The organism is Methylocella tundrae (assembly GCF_901905185.1).
Taxonomy (GTDB): domain Bacteria; phylum Pseudomonadota; class Alphaproteobacteria; order Rhizobiales; family Beijerinckiaceae; genus Methylocapsa; species Methylocapsa tundrae.
This window is the reverse complement of record NZ_CABFMQ020000097.1, coordinates 1-15,858: the sequence shown is the minus strand read 5'-3', so window position 1 is coordinate 15,858 and position 15,858 is coordinate 1. Positions and strand designations below refer to the sequence as shown.

Sequence of the window (15,858 nt, the reverse complement as noted above, 5' to 3'; positions counted from 1 at the left end):
TAAACTTGGCAAGCTCCGGATCAAAAACAAAACCGCGCCGGAAATGTGGAATGCGGTTCTTGCCGCTTGAGCCGGTTCGTGCTCCTGGCTGTTGCGCAGTTGATTTCCGAAAGTTTGCACCACAACCCCTGGCGGCGGCGGCCAGCATGACTTGTAACTCCGTCGGGTCGAACCGCCGGAAGCGGGCTGATGAAGCTTCGACCATTCGAGCGCCTTATGACGTGCGTCCTTCCAATTGCGAAAGAGCATCCGAACGCAGCACAATGTGGCGGCGCTTGAGGCAAGCGTTATCCACAACGCGAGAGCGGCGCAGTTCGCCCGCCTTCTTCGCTGTTGGCGCGGGCGCGACAAAGCGGCGCGGCGTCGATGCGACGTTAAAGCGCTAGTTCGTTACGCTCTCTTCGGCCGGCCGAAACTTTCCCGCATTCGTACCAATAGAGGCTTCGATTCAACCATAAAGTTTCAAGCCGCGTCGCTGCAGGCGCACGCTGATCGTCATCAGCGTACTCTACACGCGCGAGGCGCAGATCCGCGTGCCGAATTCCGGGCTGCAACCTTCCGTCTCGTGCGACCTGGCAGAGTCGCCAAGCCGTGTTGGCTCGAGATCTGATCGCCGCGTGCGATGAAACCCATGCGTCGTTTGGCGCCTTACGAAAATACGCGACAGGAACGCCCGTCCTCATCTATGCTGGCGCAACACAGCCCGCAAACGGCGGTTCAGACCCTTCCGGCATGCTCCTTTACATGTTAGATTTTATTGGAGCGAGGCCGATCTATCCGATTGTTCAGACATTCGGTCGAATGTTTTGCGTCTGGCCTGTTCACATCGAGAGAAGCCGCAATATGACGATTGCTAAAAGCGCCGCACGCGGAGCCTTCGTTCGAGGCAAACGGCTTATCGTCGGATGGGCTGGAGGCAAGGACGGTCGCGCGCTCCCCTTGCGCCTTTCGCTGTTCTTGGATCAGATTGTCTTTTCGGCCAGCAATTTCCTCCTCACGATTTCAATCGCCCACGCCTACAGCAATAGCGCTCTGGCGGCCTATGGCATAGCCTTGTCGCTCGCGCTCAGCGTTCAATCCGCGCAGCGAGGCATCTATATTGTTCCCTTCGCTCTGCTTTCGACGCGAACCGCGCGAAAGGTCGTCGCCGGACGGGTAGCGGAACATATTATCATGCTGGCGATTCTCTTTCCGTTCCTCGTGATCGCCGCGTCGATCCTTTCAAGCACCGCGATGGAAAGCGCGCCCGACGCCGTAATGGCTAGCGTTCTTTGCGGCCTGCTCTATTTCGGACTGGAGTTTGAGCGCATGGCGCTTATCAAATGCGGCCGCATCTGGGCGCCATTGATTTGCTCCAGCCTCTATCTCGTGACGGTTAGCCTGATCGCCCTGTTTGCGTCCCGCATAAGCTTCGCGACCGCAATTACAATTCTCTGCGCTTTCTGCGTGATCAAGAGCACGCTCGTTTTGCTGTTCGTCGCGCGGCCTCATTGGGGCTGGGGCTACCGGATGCTGAAGCGTGATTTGAAAATCTATGCTCCATGGTCGATCATGGGCGCGCTGTACTACTCCGGATATAATCAGGCGCCATTTCTGATCCTCGCGGCGACGCGCGAGCCGGCCCAGGCTGCGGCCTTCGTCGCAATCCGCAGCCTCACTCAACCTCTTCAGATCATAATACGCAGCCTCGACATCGTTGATAAGCACTCCCTCAAGGACGAAAGCGCTGGGACGCCCAACGGCATTCGCGAAGCGTTTTGGCGCACGTTCATTTCCTATAGCTGCATCGGGCTAGCGGCCATCATCGTCATGACGGCGTTCCGGCAACCCATTTTGCATTTGGCCTATGGTCAGAAATTTCAGGATTTCTCCCTTTTGCTGCCGCTTTGGGGGCTATTCTCCGTCATCCTGGCCATCACTTTGCCCGTCGAATCTCTCGTGAACATCAGCCGGCGATTCAACAGCAATACGCTATGGCGCCTCCTCAGCGCGCTGCTTGGCGTCACTCTCGCCTTTGCCCTATGCCCTTTGTGGGGCTCATACGGAGCCGCCCTTGCGACCGTCTTAGGCGCTCTCTTCGCTCTCATCGGATCCATGTATGCATTGCGCGACATGATCTTCAGATCCGCGGCCGGCGCCGCTGAGACGCTAAAACGCAAGCAGGTCGAACGAATTGTCTAATATGCCGCAGACTTCGCGAAAGAAGGCATTGCTTGTCTGCGCTGCGCTTCCGCAATTAGGCAGCGCCGGCAACCTGTCTTACCTTTACGCTTTTCTGGACTACCTCGACTCCCGTCAATTCGGCGCCACCATTCTCATCGTCGGATACCGACTTCCCAAACTCCTGTTCCGGCTCTCAAACTATATCCCATTTCGCAACGTCCGACTTGCTGGCGACGGACTGCTCAGATTCGGAGACTGGATTTTAGTCTTGAAGCCCGGGGCATGGCGTAGAGCAATCTATGGCGGTCTTGTTGATTCAAAATTCGCCCTTCTCAAGGAGTTCGCCGCCCGTCTGCGCCGCCGGCATGTCAGTGAGGCGCAGGTCGTCATGGGGCATTTTGCCGGCCCCGCCGAAGTTGCTGCAAGTCAACGCTGGATCGCGCGATCGAAAGCCGACTTCGTTCTGATCGACACCATTTTCCTGAGCGCGTTCGGACGCAATCCGCCGGACGGCGCTCGATCCATCATTATTACGCACGATGTCTTTCATCAACGTTTTGCATCTTTCGTTAGCCGGGACATCAAGGTCACGCCCGTCATCACCGCCGCAACAGAACGCGACGCCCTAAAGGGCTTTGACACGATCGTCGCGATAAGCGGCGAAGACGCGAGCGTCTTCGCTTCACTGGAGCCAAACGCGAGAATTGTCGTCTTTCCTTCGCCTGTTACGCCCGCCGCAAAGACAGTGACCGCTGAACCGGCGCCGAGCGGAGGCATATTGTTCATCGGTAGCAAGACCTCGCACAATGTCGACGGCCTCCTATGGTTTCTGGAAGACGTGTGGCCCGGAGTACGGCAGCGACATCCCTCAGCCACATTGAACGTCGCTGGATCGGTGTGCGAGGAGATCCCAGGAGACTATGCCGGGGTCGTCAAACATCACATCGTGAAGGATCTCGCTCAAGTCGCGCGGCGCGCCGGCTTCGCCATAAATCCCATAAGGTCGGGCAGCGGGCTCAAAATAAAGATGCTCGATTATCTCGCCAATGGACTGCCGTTCGTTACATCGCAGCTCGGGGCTCAGGGATTTCCAAGAGGCGACGAGGAACCATTCATCGTCTGCGATGATGCGCCAAGCTTTTGCGAAGCAGTCAATTTGCTTTTGGGGGATCCGGAGACGCTCCGGTCGATGTCCCAGCGGTGCGCTCCCTATGCACAGCAATTTTCGAGAGATTCACTGTTTGCGAAATTGGACGCGGCGTTTTTCTATAAGGCCATAGCGCAAAGCCCGTGGCAGCCCGCCACGAAAAGTCCATCAAGCAACGAGACGTCGGTTAGCCTTTGAGCCGATTCGCCGCCTTTCGCGCACGTCGATAAGAGGCTTGAGCTTCGGCGAGCAGAGCCGGAGATGAAGCCAAGCGCCGAGCGAACTGTCTATTCCATCGCGACGGCGAGCGGTCTTAACGGCCGAACAGAGAAAATGGCATACTTCACGATGATTGGACCAAAGACGCCGAGAGCCGTGGAGCTCAGCAGCAGGCCCATGGCGTAATCATGCGGCGACAGATATTTTGTGTATATGCCGCGCACCGCGCCGACGAAGATGAGATTGAGCAGATAGATCACCAGAGCGTTGCGGCCGAAGAACGTGAGAAAGCCAAGCGCTTCCTGCGCTTTGGATCTCATGAGACCGTGAAACAGGACGACCGCCGTGCAGCCCACCAGCAGATAGCGCCATTCGCTCTCCCATGCGGCGAATTGCAATAGGACGAAGAGCACGAGCGCCGCCAGCCACGCCTTGCCGACGAAGTTGATCCACCGGTCCCGATATTCGCAAGCCAGGGCGCCATACATGAAAAAGACGAAATACATGATAATGCGATTTAAGTAGAGATAGTCGAGAACAATCCCCGAATAGAACATCTCTACATGGGCGATATGAAGGAGGACGCTTGCCACACCGAGCGCCGCCAATCCCCACCGTTGTCCTCTCGATAGGATCGGAACCATAATCGAAATGGCAAACAGTACGAAGAGATACCATACGAAAAGAACCGGGCTCTGTTCCGTGTGTATGAATAGGTGCCACACCGAAGCGGCGACGTCGTTGATCGGCTTATTGACCACGACAAACGATTGGGAGGCGATCTTCCCTGCAATGATGATCGCCGCCATGGCGAAAAACGGAACGAGAAGCCGCTTCGCCCTCTTCAGCACATAGACTCCATAGCTCGAACGAAGCAAATGGGCCTTGACGTGAATGTAGACATAGCCGCTGAGAAACATGAAGACAGGCATATGAAACGCATAGATCGCGTGGCGTAGTCCGAGCGCCCAATCCGGCAGATTCGGATCATAGCAGTGACCCCAGACGACGAGAATGATCATCAGGCCCTTAAGCCGCTCGATGTCGTCGAGCCAATCTCGTCGCTGATCTGAAATCGACATTCTTCGGCCCTTTGTTTTCTAAGCCTTGAGACGCCTCGGGCGCTTATCGGCCTCCACCCCCGCAGATCCTTGCTGCGCACAACCGCGACCTATGATTGGCGTTTAAATTCGACGTCCATCTTCCAGACCGTCGCGCGGGACATCACGGCTCGTCCTACTTCGCCAGTTCGAACCCCTGCTCTTCGACAAATACCGGCGCCATCGCGTACCGAACTCTTCGAGGTGGGCAAAGCGCCCAGAATGACGCCGCGAAAAGCATCGGATAATAGGTTGGCGTCAGAAATGCATTATCTGTGTAGCACAACAGGAGAAATCCCGCGCCGGTCAGGAACACGATCGCCCGGCCCGCACGCGCCCGTAACCAAACATTGAACATGATCAGAACGAAGATTGTTATATAGAGCGAGGCCCCGATGACGCCGAGTTCGACCGACAGCCGAATGAACTCATTGTGCGGCGCTACAATGCCGCCAACGAGCACCGAGACGGCGTGCGGGACGGTCAATCCGACATGCCCGAGGCCGACGCCGAAATCCCAATACCGGTCGATAACCGTATAGAGATATCGCCACAAAATATCGCGCCCGCTCATATTGCCTGAGCTGAATCGGTCTACGATGATATGTCCGACTGTGGCCAGAAAGCAGATCCCGGCTACAGCGGCGAACGCCACGAGGGCGACTTTCTTCGTGCGCGCGATGTTCAGTTCAAAGAAGAAGAAATAGCCGCATATCACTGCGCCCAAAGCGACCGGCGTGCGCGCGGCTGTCAGCAGCAGGATCAGCACATCAACGATGGCGAGCCTTAGAAAGCGGCTGTCCCGGCATCGCGCCAGAAAGAAGGCCGCAAGCGCCCCGGTCAGAGCCACGCCGCCCAAAAAGGCCGGAATAAGCGATCCTTGCAGGCGCTGCGCTCCATTGAGATTGTCCGCGCCGAAGAGGGTCGAGCGGCCGATCGCCTGGTATAGTATCCCAGCGACGACCGATACTACCGGACCCCACGCAAGGACCTTGAGCAATGAGTCCCTGTCTTTTTCATTCGGCACGATGCTTAGAAGAAAGAATGGAACGATCACATTGTTGAGCGCCCGAAGCCAATTTCCCCATTCGAACTCGCTAAACCGCGAGAGCGCGGCGGTCACGAAGACGAGCAGCAATGCGCTGCACGAGAGCCAAAAGGAGATCGTGATCCGCGGCCGCGCCGCCACGGCCATGATCGCGGAGAGAAGCAACATGCATTTCGAGATCAGGACGGCTTGTTCAATGCCGAAGATCTTCTCGAAATTGAGAATGAAGCTGATATAGCCGACGGCGAAAACCTGGACAAAGGTCATTTCAGCTTCTCTCCCGCGGACAGGTTCGCGCTTGTCCGCACGACGCACACGCAGCATGTTGCGGCCCAATCTTTTCGCCCGCGGCGCAGCGCGCCAAACAGGCCGCCATTCGTACGGCCTACCCGCAGCACTCGACGAGTTCGCGGCGGCGCCGGCGGCACTTAAGACTTCATCGCCGCGTAGTACACCGTTTTCGCGATCCTGCGCAGGGACTCTTTGGCCTGCCGCATTGGCAATATCACGCTGTTCTCACGTCTGATCTCCGCGCCGGACTCCGCTACGCTTTCGGATAGATGTTTGAGATAGGGGAAGACGTCGCAAAATGAGTCGAGCCTCACGCGGCGCCCCTTGATTCGGTTTGACACATTGGCGCCATGGACGATCTGCATCCACGCCGGAGCCCCTCCGACCTGCTCGATCGGCGCGAGGCGTTCGATATCGACATGCTTCTCGCCCCAGATGGTGCGAACGTCCCGCCCCATCGTCTCCATTAACGAGGCGAAGGGGTTAGCGTCGTCCCGAACGCTATAGAGGCGAGGCTGCGCGTCAGCGATCGAGAGAATGAGCCCGTCAGAGAAATTGATCACCCGCGGCCGCCGCAGACTCACAACATCGCGCAGACGAGCCATATGGTCGACGGCAAGAATATCGTCACTGTCGAGACGCGTCGTCAGCAGCCATTCCGCGCCCTCGCCTGCGCTTACCAATTGGGGCACGATCTTATTCATCTCGAAGAACGCGGTAAATTCGGCGCGGAAGGGATAGACGCCCTGAAGTTCGAAGATTAGGCGCCTGTATTTCTCAGGCGTCTGATCGTCAAAAAAGACAATCCATTCGAAGTCCTGTCGGGTCTGGGCGGATACGCTCGGCAGGCAATATTCGCTAAAGAGGTTGAAACGTCCATCGAGCCAGCCCGGACGCAGACGAATCGCCTCCTCCCGGCCGGGTGCCGCGACATTGAACCTTGTCAACAGAAAATGCTTCACACCATCGGTCATCTTGCGTTTCTCTGCTGCTTCGGGTTGTCTCTACCTGACCATCCCACATGCGCCGGCGCCGATGCGCGTTACGCCAACACCGGCGCAAGGGCGGCGCGGCCATCTCGGCGCCGCTCAGAATCGCCCTGTTGATGAGCCGCGTCATTGAGGATCTTGAACAGATACTGCCCATATGCGCTCTTTCCCAGTCGTTGGGCCAAGACTTCAAGCTGTCCTTCGTCGATATACCCCATGCGGAAGGCGATCTCTTCAGGACAAGACACTTTAAAGCCCTGCCGTCTCTCGAGCGTGCTTACAAATTGCGCCGCCTCGAGAAGACTGTCCGGCGTGCCTGTATCAAGCCAGGCGTAGCCGCGTCCCATCAGTTTCACCGATAATAGACCACGCTCAAGATAGAGCCGGTTGACGTCCGTGATCTCAAGCTCGCCACGCGGCGACGGCTTGAGGTTCGCGACGATATCGACGACGCTTTCATCATAAAAATAGAGCCCGGTGACCGCCCAGTTGGATTTCGGCTGTTGCGGCTTCTCTACGATAGAAGTGGCGCGCATCTCATCGTCGAAGTCCACGACGCCGTAGCGCTCGGGGTCCGAGACATGATAGGCAAAGACAGTAGCGCCGCTCTCGCTGTCCTGCGCGACCGACTCCAAGAGCTCCGACAAGCCGTGGCCATAAAAAATGTTGTCGCCAAGGACTAGGGCCGACGGCCCTCCAGCCACGAAATCGGCGCCAATGATAAAGGCTTGCGCCAGGCCATCAGGACTTGGCTGAACGGCGTAGGAGAGCGAAACGCCCCACCGCGAGCCGTCTCCAAGCAGGCGACGGAAATTCTCCACATCGTGAGGGGTCGTTATAATTAACACGTCCCGAATTCCCGCGAGCATCAAGGTCGTGAGCGGATAATAGATCATCGGCTTGTCATAGACCGGCATAAGCTGCTTCGAGACGGCGTTTGTGATCGGATACAACCGCGTGCCCGATCCGCCAGCTAGTATGATGCCCTTCATGCCTTGTATCCTTGCTGCTTGATAGCTCGATCAACGACCGCGCCTGCGTCACATCCCGGTCAGAACGCCGAGACGTTCGCCGGCGTAAACTGTCTTACGCAGCGGCTTCCACCACCATTCATTCTCGAAATACCAGCGCACCGTCTTTTTGACGCCGCTCGAAAACGTCTCCAGCGCTCTCCAACCGAGCTCGCTTTCGACCTTCGTCGCATCTATGGCGTATCGTGCGTCGTGCCCCGGGCGATCGGCTACATAGGAGATCAATCGCGCATGCGGCGCGTCGTTTGGCCGCAGCTCGTCCATCAACGCGCAGATGCTCTCCACGACATCGATGTTGCGGCGCTCACTGCGGCCGCCGACGTTGTATTTCTCGCCGGCGCGTCCGTCAGACACGATGCGATGCAGAGCGCGGACGTGGTCCTCGACATACAGCCAGTCGCGGATGTTGACGCCATTGCCGTAGACGGGCAATGGCCGGCTCTCCAGCGCGTTGAGAATGGTCAGCGGGATCAACTTCTCAGGGAAGTGATAGGGACCGTAATTGTTCGAGCAGTTTGAGACAATCACCGGCAAGCCATAAGTCCTATGCCAGGCGATCGCCAGATGATCGCTCGCCGCCTTCGACGCGGAATAAGGCGAGGAGGGATCGTAACGCGTCGCCTCGTCGAACAGACTATCGTCTCCCAAAGATCCGTAGACCTCATCCGTCGAGACGTGCAGGAAGCGGAAGTTTTTTCTGCTCCTGCCGTCAAGCTGGCTCCAATAATGGCGCGCCGCCTCAAGGAGATGAAAGCTGCCGACGACGTTGGTCTCAATGAAATCGCTAGCGCCCGTTATCGAGCGGTCGACATGGCTTTCCGCTGCGAGATGCATGATGCGGTCAGGCTGGAAACTGGCGAGCGCCTGAGCGATCTTCGCACGGTCGCAGATGTCAGCCTTGAGAAAGCGGTGGTTGGGCGCATCCTCGACAGCCTTCAGCGAGGCGAGATTGCCGGCATAGGTAAGCTTGTCGACTGTTAAGACCTCGGCGCCTATTTCATTGACCAGGTAACGCACCAGCGCAGATCCGATGAAGCCTGCTCCGCCCGTGACCAGAAAACGCATGTTACGCCTCCTGCTTTAAGGATCTATAATGAAAGTAGTACGGCGATTGTCCCAGGAACGGTTGCTGCCTATCCTTGTCGGACAGCAAGGCCGCTTCGCTGGAGACCGGCCACTCAACGCCAATCGCCGGATCATTCCAGCGTATTCCCCGGTCATGCGCCGCGCTGTAGGGCGCAGTGACCTTATAATGGATGATTGAGTTCGGCTCGAGCGTCGCAAAGCCGTGAGCAAAGCCCGGCGGAATCCACAGCTGCTTGCCATTATCCGCCGACAACTCGACGCCGACCCATTTTCCATAGGTCGGCGAACCGCCGCGAAGATCTACCGCGACGTCAAATAACCTGCCAGCGATCGCACGCACCAGCTTTCCTTGCGCGAATGGCTCCATCTGGAAATGCAGCCCGCGTATCGTGCCCGCCTGCGCGGACAGCGACTGATTGTCCTGCAGAAACACGGCGTCAGCTATGTGCTCATTGAACCATGCGGCCTTGAACACTTCCGAGAAGTAGCCGCGGCTGTCCGCGATCAAGTGCGGGGTTATCATTATGACATCAGCAATTTCCAGCGGCGCACGTTTCATTGTAGCCCTATCGATTTGCAAATGGAGAGCGCTCGTCGGCGACGGCCCGCGCCGCCTCGCTGCGCTTACGCCGTAAGCGCCAAGACGCATCTGGCTTCGGAGCAGCGGCCGCCTCGACAATGCGGCCTGCGTGAGCGGACTTCATGACCGACGATAAGAATAGGGCCGTTCCCCTTCGCGCTCCGGCACACAATTGATGACGCCGCCTATTAACCGTTCTTTCGCCATGTGGGATTTCCGCAGCGCACGTCTGATTACGTCGCCAGTTGTCTTGTTCCATCGAGCCACATAATAGAGCCCATCCAATTGACGTGAAACGATGCCGGCGTCCACAACAGGAGCCAAAGGCGGCAAGTCGAAAATCACATATCTGAATTCCTTGCGCATGGAGGCGACGAACTGCACGAAAGCAGGCGACATTAAAAGTTCGTCTGCATCCGCCATCGTCTCCTGAGCGCCGCAAGGAAGAAATACGAGGAGGCTTAACTCAGGGTCGACGATTTGAACGTCATCGATAGCCGCTCCCTGCGACAAGACCTGAATCAATCCGCTTGAGTCCGCCTTATCGAAAGCCGAGGATAAATCTGGGTTTCTTGTGTCGGCATCCACCAGCAGCGTGCGATGTCCGGCAGAGGCCAGATGATACGCCAGATTCGCCGCAAACGTCGATTTCCCTTCCCCCTGCACAGCGGATACGATTCCCAGAACAGCGTTTGTTGGCTCCTCCTTGAGATGCGCCAGAGACGCCTTGCAATTGCGTATCGTTTCCGCATACGAAGACATTGGATTGTCCACAGCATAGGTCAGCAGCGGTCTCAAACGGCCTAGGCGTCGGTTTTTCGGGGCCAGTTGCGCACTGACCTTCGGCAATGCGCCAAGGAATGGCGCGCCGATAGCGTCTTCCAGCTCTTGCCCGGTCTTCACGTGCCCTGCATTCTCTCGCAGCCACGCCATGCAGCCTCCGATGAGCACGCCTACAGCGCCGCCGAGCCCGAGGATCAAGCCTACCCGGCGGCTTTGCTTCACCGGAGGTTGAGCCACCGTGACCATTCGAACTTCCGAGACGGGGTATGATTGCGCCTGCGTCGTCACCTGGAATTGGTTCATGAACGCTTCATACAAAGTGCGGACAGCCGACGCCTCTCGATCCAGTTCGGCCGCATGAAGCTCCTTCGCCTTTATTTGCTTGAGCGACTCCGCCGAGTCCGCGCTTTGCTGTTCCAGCTGAGCGATCCTGCTTTCAGTCGAGCTCACTTCGTTTTGGGTGCTGTTGCGGATTCGGGTGAATTCGTCCATTATAAGACGTTGCGCCTCAGCTATCCCTGCGTGGATCTGGCCCATCACATAATGCTCTGGCGGAGTGCCTCGTTGCCGCAGATCCGCCTCTCTTTGAGTTAGATCCGCATACTGGCTGCGCAAATGTTGGATCGTGGGGCTGGCGAGCGCGTCCGGGACCGCCGCCAGCGGATTTCCTAAAGCAATAATCTGATTGAGCGTGGCGAGGCGAGAACGAGCGTCGGCCAAGGCGGAGCGAGCCGAAGTCAAACCTTCCTCGATTTGCCCGAGGTTCTGCTCGTCGACCAAGGACATCGCCCTGTTGCCGCTCACCATCGTTATATCGTTGTCGGCTTTGTATTTCTGTGCGGCTTGCTCTGCGACGCTGACCGACTTACGCATGGTCTGCAGGCGCTCTGTGAACCAGTCGTTCGCGAGCTTCGCCATATCGAAGCGAGCTTCCAACTGGTCGGTCAAATATGTCTCCGCGAGAGCGTTCGCCATCCGGGCCGCCAATTCCGCGTCGCGCGCGTCGAACGACACCTCGATGACGAAAGTCTCCTGGCCGCCTTGACTTTTTCCGGCTCTCTGGACAGTCGTATCCGCCATGACGGCGGCGATCATGGCGCGGCGAATTTCGTAATCGCTCGGCGACCCCATGAGGCCGACCTCATGCGCGAGCCAGTATATCCCGGAGATTATAGGCAGCGGATGCAACAATACTTCCGGCGTTTTGAATAGGTCGAGCCTATTAATCGCTCCTATCGCCACTCGCTCCGACTGCAGGATGTCAATTTGACTCTCCACCGCAGCGGGATCGACCAAACCAAGCGTCGCCGGAGCCATCTGCGTCGTCAAGCCCGCCGGGTGCAGGAAGTCGACGAACACCGACGCCGTCGCCGTATATTTCTTGGGCAAAAGCGTCAGTACGAGGACGCCCAGCGCGATACCCACTAGGCAAGCCGCGGCGATCAGACGCCACTGGCGCCTCATAAGCGTTGTAAAGCTGTTGAGCGCGTCCATGGACGTCGCCTGCTCTTGAGGCTCTACGCGGCTCAAGGCTTGCTGTGGGTGCTGTATCAATACGTTCATCGCACACTCATCATGTTAGCGAGGCCCAAACGAGGTCGGGCTATTCAAATGCAGGCTGCGAATGCGTCCTCATGATGCAATCATAGGCGATCATAACGTTCGCCATGCGCTATGCAGAATGCGGATTACAGCGAGCCGATGAAACTCTTGATGTTCTCGATGAGCTCAAATCGCGATTGCTCGCTCACCTCGTCGCGCGGAGAAGACAGGTTTTTGGCTTTCAGATGTTCCCGCAATTCGCTCTCGCCATATGCTACGTAGACCCCGATCCGATCCTCAAACTGCGAGCACGTCGCAAGCTGATGATCGTTGCGATGCTCTCCGAGCGCCGCGCGCCGCGGAAAAAAAACGATCGGCTTCGCATATTTCTTTGCAACGATGAGAGAGCCGATGCCAGCGTGGGAGATTATTACGCGGGATTCTCTGACTTTCTGCTCAAATTCGGCGGGCGCAACGGCTCTGCGAAACGCAAAGTTGACGGGGACGTAGCTGCCGTCGCCGATTTGGCCAAAGATCTCTTCATCAAGCTCAACCGCAATTCGATCGACGGCTCCAACAAGACGATCGAAAGGAAGCTGCATCCCCACGGTAAGAAGTATCATAGCACGCTGCCGAAATAGTGCGGTCCCTTATCCTTCGCGAGGCGACTCCACTGCGTAATCCAGAGATCGGCGATCCAACCCGCCACTTGGCCGCTAAGCGATAGGCGCTCGCAATTGGCGACGCTGTCGATCCATATCGTTTTGGCGCCGAGCACTTTGCCGATCGCCAATCCAAGGAGCCCAGGAGCGGCGCCTGTCGAGACGACCACATCCGGGCGCTCGCGCAACACGATCTTCAAGATATGCATCAAGCAACGTAGATTGCGGATTGGAACCGTTCGATTACAATCCGCGATGACGTAAGCCGGCGACACGCCCGCTTTCTCTGCAAGACCCCGGATCGTGTTCACGTAAACGACATTGGATGCGCCGAGCCCCTCGCGCAAAAGCATCAACTGCTCCCAGTGACCGCCGCCCGACGATATCGCAAGGACTTTTGTCGTGTTCGGCATCGGCATTGCCATCCCCCTGGCCCTGTTGAGAAAATGAGCGGAGCATCGCCTCGCGCATGAGGCGAAACGGCCGCTGAATCTTTGTCCGCTAGGAATGCGGAAGAGACTGCGCGAGTTATGTAGACCCGGCGGACTTGAATCGATGATCTCGATTCGCTTCCAACGAGATCAAGGAACGCGCTTGACTAGAAATCGCCTGCCGGGAATTTCCTAATGCAGGGAGCGTGTGCAGCGCGCCGACACTATCGGACCCGGTTGTGTGACGACATTCATCATATCACAGTCGCTTAATATCGCAAGTGCGAAATGGATCCGGCTCCGCTGATGGCGCCCTGGTTGGCGTCTCAGAATATGGGATGATAAAGACCCGCGCCATCGCACGCCTGCTCCCGCCTCCGAACTCTCAGCAGCTGCGCCTGGCGAGAAATCTTGGCGAAGGCTCGCGGCGTTTTCGATTGGTGCTTCGCAGGCTTAAAGGCAGCTTGAGCGCGCATTGCGCGGGCGCCGTCTACAAATTCCACGCCGGCCGCGGATCGCTCACCTTGCGCAGGATTGGGTTGCCGATCTTGAGCTTGCCAGACCCGCCCTTCGTGCCGTCAAAATAGATATCCATGAATTCCGTCGTGCGAAAGCTGGTCAAGCCCGCGCCCGGCAAAACCTGCGTCGGCTCCGAAGCTAGCAGCAATGCGCCGGCGCCAACATAGACCGGCGCGTTCCAGGTGGAACTGCCGCTGTAGACCAATGTCACCGCATGGTTGGCGATAAAGCGCCGCGCACCCTGCATGTCGATCTTCGGCGAGATCGTTGTCCATCCGGTCCAGGAGTCGACCTCGATCGGCACGAATTGCTGCACCCAATCTCCATCCACGACGCCGACGGTCGAGAAATTGAGTGTCGCAAAGGAGAAACGAAAAAACTGGTTGCTATTGCCCGTGTCCGTCGCATCGACGGTTATCACCTGCTTGTTTAGCCCGGCGGCGCCGCTCGCCTCCAAGGACGCAATCGCCGCGGATGCGCCGCTTATGCGGTTTAGCGCCCATCCGGTCGCCACCTGACCCGTGACGCCGACGCCTTTGCTGCCGGTCGCGCCCTTGAAGGCGTAATTAGGGATAAGATTGCCAGCCGCTGGATTTGAACTGTCGACGGCGGCTGCCTTCACCATGGCGCCGAGCAGCGGCACGATGACGCTATTGGCGGCGCGGCTGGCGGCGGGATAGTTCAGCGCGTCATAGTAGGTCTGCCCGGTCTGATTTATGGTCCTTGCCAACAATGACAGATGGTTCGGCCATACGGAACGCATGTCGCCGATTTTAACCCCTTCGCGCTCGTTCTGCGCCAAAATCCACGTGTTCACCTGATCATGAATGGCATGTTGGGCGTCGGTCCAACTCGGCCAGACGGGCAGCAGGGTGCAGAGGATCACCCATACGCCCGCATTGCGGATCTGCGTAAGAAGATGATCCAGATCGGCGATGATTGCGGCTGCGCTCCGTCCGCCTTGAATGTCGTTGTCGCCCGCTTGGATGAATATCACGTCTGGATCGCGCGCGAGAGCGTAGGGCGCGCGCGCGAGGATGCCTGGGGTGTTGGTCGCGGGTACGTTCGGGAGCGGAGCCGGGCACAAAATATCGGCTTCGACTCCCTGGTTCGCCCCATTGAAGCCGGGCCCTGGGCTCATCGTGAGGATCGAGCCGGCCGTGCGCCCCCACGGGTCGTTCGGATCGTAGAAAGAGTGCAGATTGACCCGCTGGTCGAGAAATCGGCTCCAGATCAGCGGCGAATAGCTGTTAATGCTGCACGCGACATTAGGGCCGCCGGCGAAATCGCCGATTTGAATCGCATGATGGCCAAGTCCCAGGAGCTTCGCCCCTGCGGGGAGCGGCAGCGCGGGCAAAGAGGGGGCTGTCGCCGCCGCGACGGCGCCGGAGCTGAAAGGCGAAAGGCGATCAATAAGCCAGGTTAAGGCCGAGCCGCTCAGAAGGCTGCGTCGATCCATCATTATGAGAGGGGCGCTTTCGATTTGGGCATTGATGTCTCACAACTTTTGCCATATATTAACTGACCATAATTATATTATCATATCCATCACAATTGTAAACACCGCCCGCTGAGCCCTGACGAAGAGAACACCCGCTGAGGTTCGCGCCCGTGCAGTGCGGATGGTTTTTGGAGCATCAAGGCGAGCACGGCTCGCGATGATCGGCGATCAGCTTGATCGCAGCCTAGATCGGCTGCACGGCGGAGACGCTGCGCAATAGGGTCCGGCCAAACGGAACGCGATCAGGGCTTGCTGAGCGGCCCGACGAGCGAGGCGCGCGAGGCGAACGGCGGTTTTCAGCTTCCTTCGCCCTCGGGCTCGCCGCGTTGGCGATGGCTGGCGGGATCTTGGCCCTTGCATGCGACGCGCTAAAGTCGCGTGAAACTGAAAAGCCCCAGTGGCACCCCGCGCGCGGCCTCTATGTCAGCAAGTCTTGCGTTCGTGAGGATGCTGGACAAATTGGTCCCTGATGCGCTGCAGCAATCCGGCGCGCTGCCGGCCGTATTGCAAAACCTTCGCTTTCTCGAGCGTCACAAGACCGCTTTCCATCAATTCATCCAGGACGGGAAGAAAGCCGTCGATCTTGGCCTCGCTGTCGACGATCTCAACCACAACCGGAAGATCCTGGGTCAACGGGAAGGTTCTGGTGCAAACGGCGAAAGCGCGGCATATTTGGCGTGAACACGCCTTTGGAGAGGACCCGAACCCGGATGCTGAACATTGAAGATCTTTTCAAGGGCCGTCATTTCGATCGGGAGATCATCAT

At 57.8% G+C, this 15,858-nt stretch carries 14 protein-coding genes; 2 read left to right on the top strand and 12 right to left on the bottom strand.

Annotation, left to right across the window (positions count from 1 at the left end):
• Window positions 1-205 (bottom strand): hypothetical protein (locus MPC4_RS15000; RefSeq protein ID WP_174513224.1); only part of this gene is annotated, 205 nt, incomplete at its 3' end.
• Window positions 206-843: 638 nt separating this feature from the next.
• Between MPC4_RS15000 and MPC4_RS14995 the strand changes: the two genes are divergently transcribed.
• Window positions 844-2,181 carry a lipopolysaccharide biosynthesis protein gene (locus MPC4_RS14995; protein ID WP_174513223.1) on the top strand — a complete coding sequence of 446 codons (1,338 nt, stop codon included), beginning with the start codon at window positions 844-846 and terminating at the stop codon, window positions 2,179-2,181.
• Window position 2,182: 1 nt separating this feature from the next.
• Complete coding sequence (locus tag MPC4_RS14990) at window positions 2,183-3,508, top strand: glycosyltransferase (RefSeq protein WP_174513222.1); 1,326 nt, start codon at window positions 2,183-2,185, stop codon at window positions 3,506-3,508.
• A gap of 89 nt (window positions 3,509-3,597) precedes the next feature.
• On the opposite strand, the gene MPC4_RS14985 is transcribed toward MPC4_RS14990, so the two are convergent.
• From MPC4_RS14985 to MPC4_RS14935, 11 genes are all read right to left on the bottom strand, one after another.
• The gene (locus tag MPC4_RS14985) at window positions 3,598-4,611 is read right to left on the bottom strand and encodes an acyltransferase family protein (protein WP_174513221.1); all 1,014 of its coding nucleotides are present in this window, start codon (window positions 4,609-4,611) and stop codon (window positions 3,598-3,600) included.
• Window positions 4,612-4,765: 154 nt separating this feature from the next.
• Window positions 4,766-5,944, bottom strand: coding sequence for an O-antigen ligase family protein (locus MPC4_RS14980; protein ID WP_174513220.1), 1,179 nt, complete (start codon window positions 5,942-5,944; stop codon window positions 4,766-4,768).
• A 161-nt stretch (window positions 5,945-6,105) separates the two neighbouring features.
• Complete coding sequence (locus MPC4_RS14975; protein WP_174513219.1) at window positions 6,106-6,942, bottom strand: glycosyltransferase; 837 nt, start codon at window positions 6,940-6,942, stop codon at window positions 6,106-6,108.
• A 68-nt stretch (window positions 6,943-7,010) separates the two neighbouring features.
• Window positions 7,011-7,949 (bottom strand): glucose-1-phosphate thymidylyltransferase RfbA, encoded by a 939-nt coding sequence (gene rfbA / locus MPC4_RS14970; RefSeq protein ID WP_174513218.1) that lies wholly within the window; start codon window positions 7,947-7,949, stop codon window positions 7,011-7,013.
• 48 nt (window positions 7,950-7,997) lie between these two features.
• Complete coding sequence (rfbB, locus tag MPC4_RS14965; RefSeq protein WP_174513217.1) at window positions 7,998-9,053, bottom strand: dTDP-glucose 4,6-dehydratase; 1,056 nt, start codon at window positions 9,051-9,053, stop codon at window positions 7,998-8,000.
• A gap of 1 nt (window position 9,054) precedes the next feature.
• Entirely contained in the window at window positions 9,055-9,633 is a 579-nt protein-coding gene (gene rfbC, locus MPC4_RS14960; RefSeq protein ID WP_174513216.1) for a dTDP-4-dehydrorhamnose 3,5-epimerase, read from the bottom strand.
• A gap of 141 nt (window positions 9,634-9,774) precedes the next feature.
• Window positions 9,775-11,931, bottom strand: coding sequence for a GumC family protein (locus MPC4_RS14955; RefSeq protein WP_174513215.1), 2,157 nt, complete (start codon window positions 11,929-11,931; stop codon window positions 9,775-9,777).
• Window positions 11,932-12,125: 194 nt separating this feature from the next.
• Entirely contained in the window at window positions 12,126-12,602 is a 477-nt protein-coding gene (locus tag MPC4_RS14950; protein WP_174513214.1) for a glycosyltransferase, read from the bottom strand.
• The gene (locus MPC4_RS14945; RefSeq protein ID WP_244629040.1) at window positions 12,599-13,060 is read right to left on the bottom strand and encodes a UDP-N-acetylglucosamine transferase subunit ALG14; all 462 of its coding nucleotides are present in this window, start codon (window positions 13,058-13,060) and stop codon (window positions 12,599-12,601) included. Before MPC4_RS14945 ends, MPC4_RS14950 begins: the two co-directional genes overlap by 4 nt.
• A gap of 502 nt (window positions 13,061-13,562) precedes the next feature.
• A complete protein-coding gene (locus MPC4_RS14940) occupies window positions 13,563-15,053 on the bottom strand; it encodes an SGNH/GDSL hydrolase family protein (RefSeq protein WP_174513213.1) in 1,491 nt (496 codons plus the stop codon).
• A gap of 462 nt (window positions 15,054-15,515) precedes the next feature.
• Window positions 15,516-15,764: a DUF190 domain-containing protein gene (locus MPC4_RS14935; RefSeq protein ID WP_174513225.1), complete on the bottom strand. Its 249-nt coding sequence runs from the start codon at window positions 15,762-15,764 to the stop codon at window positions 15,516-15,518.
• Window positions 15,765-15,858: the final 94 nt, after the last annotated feature.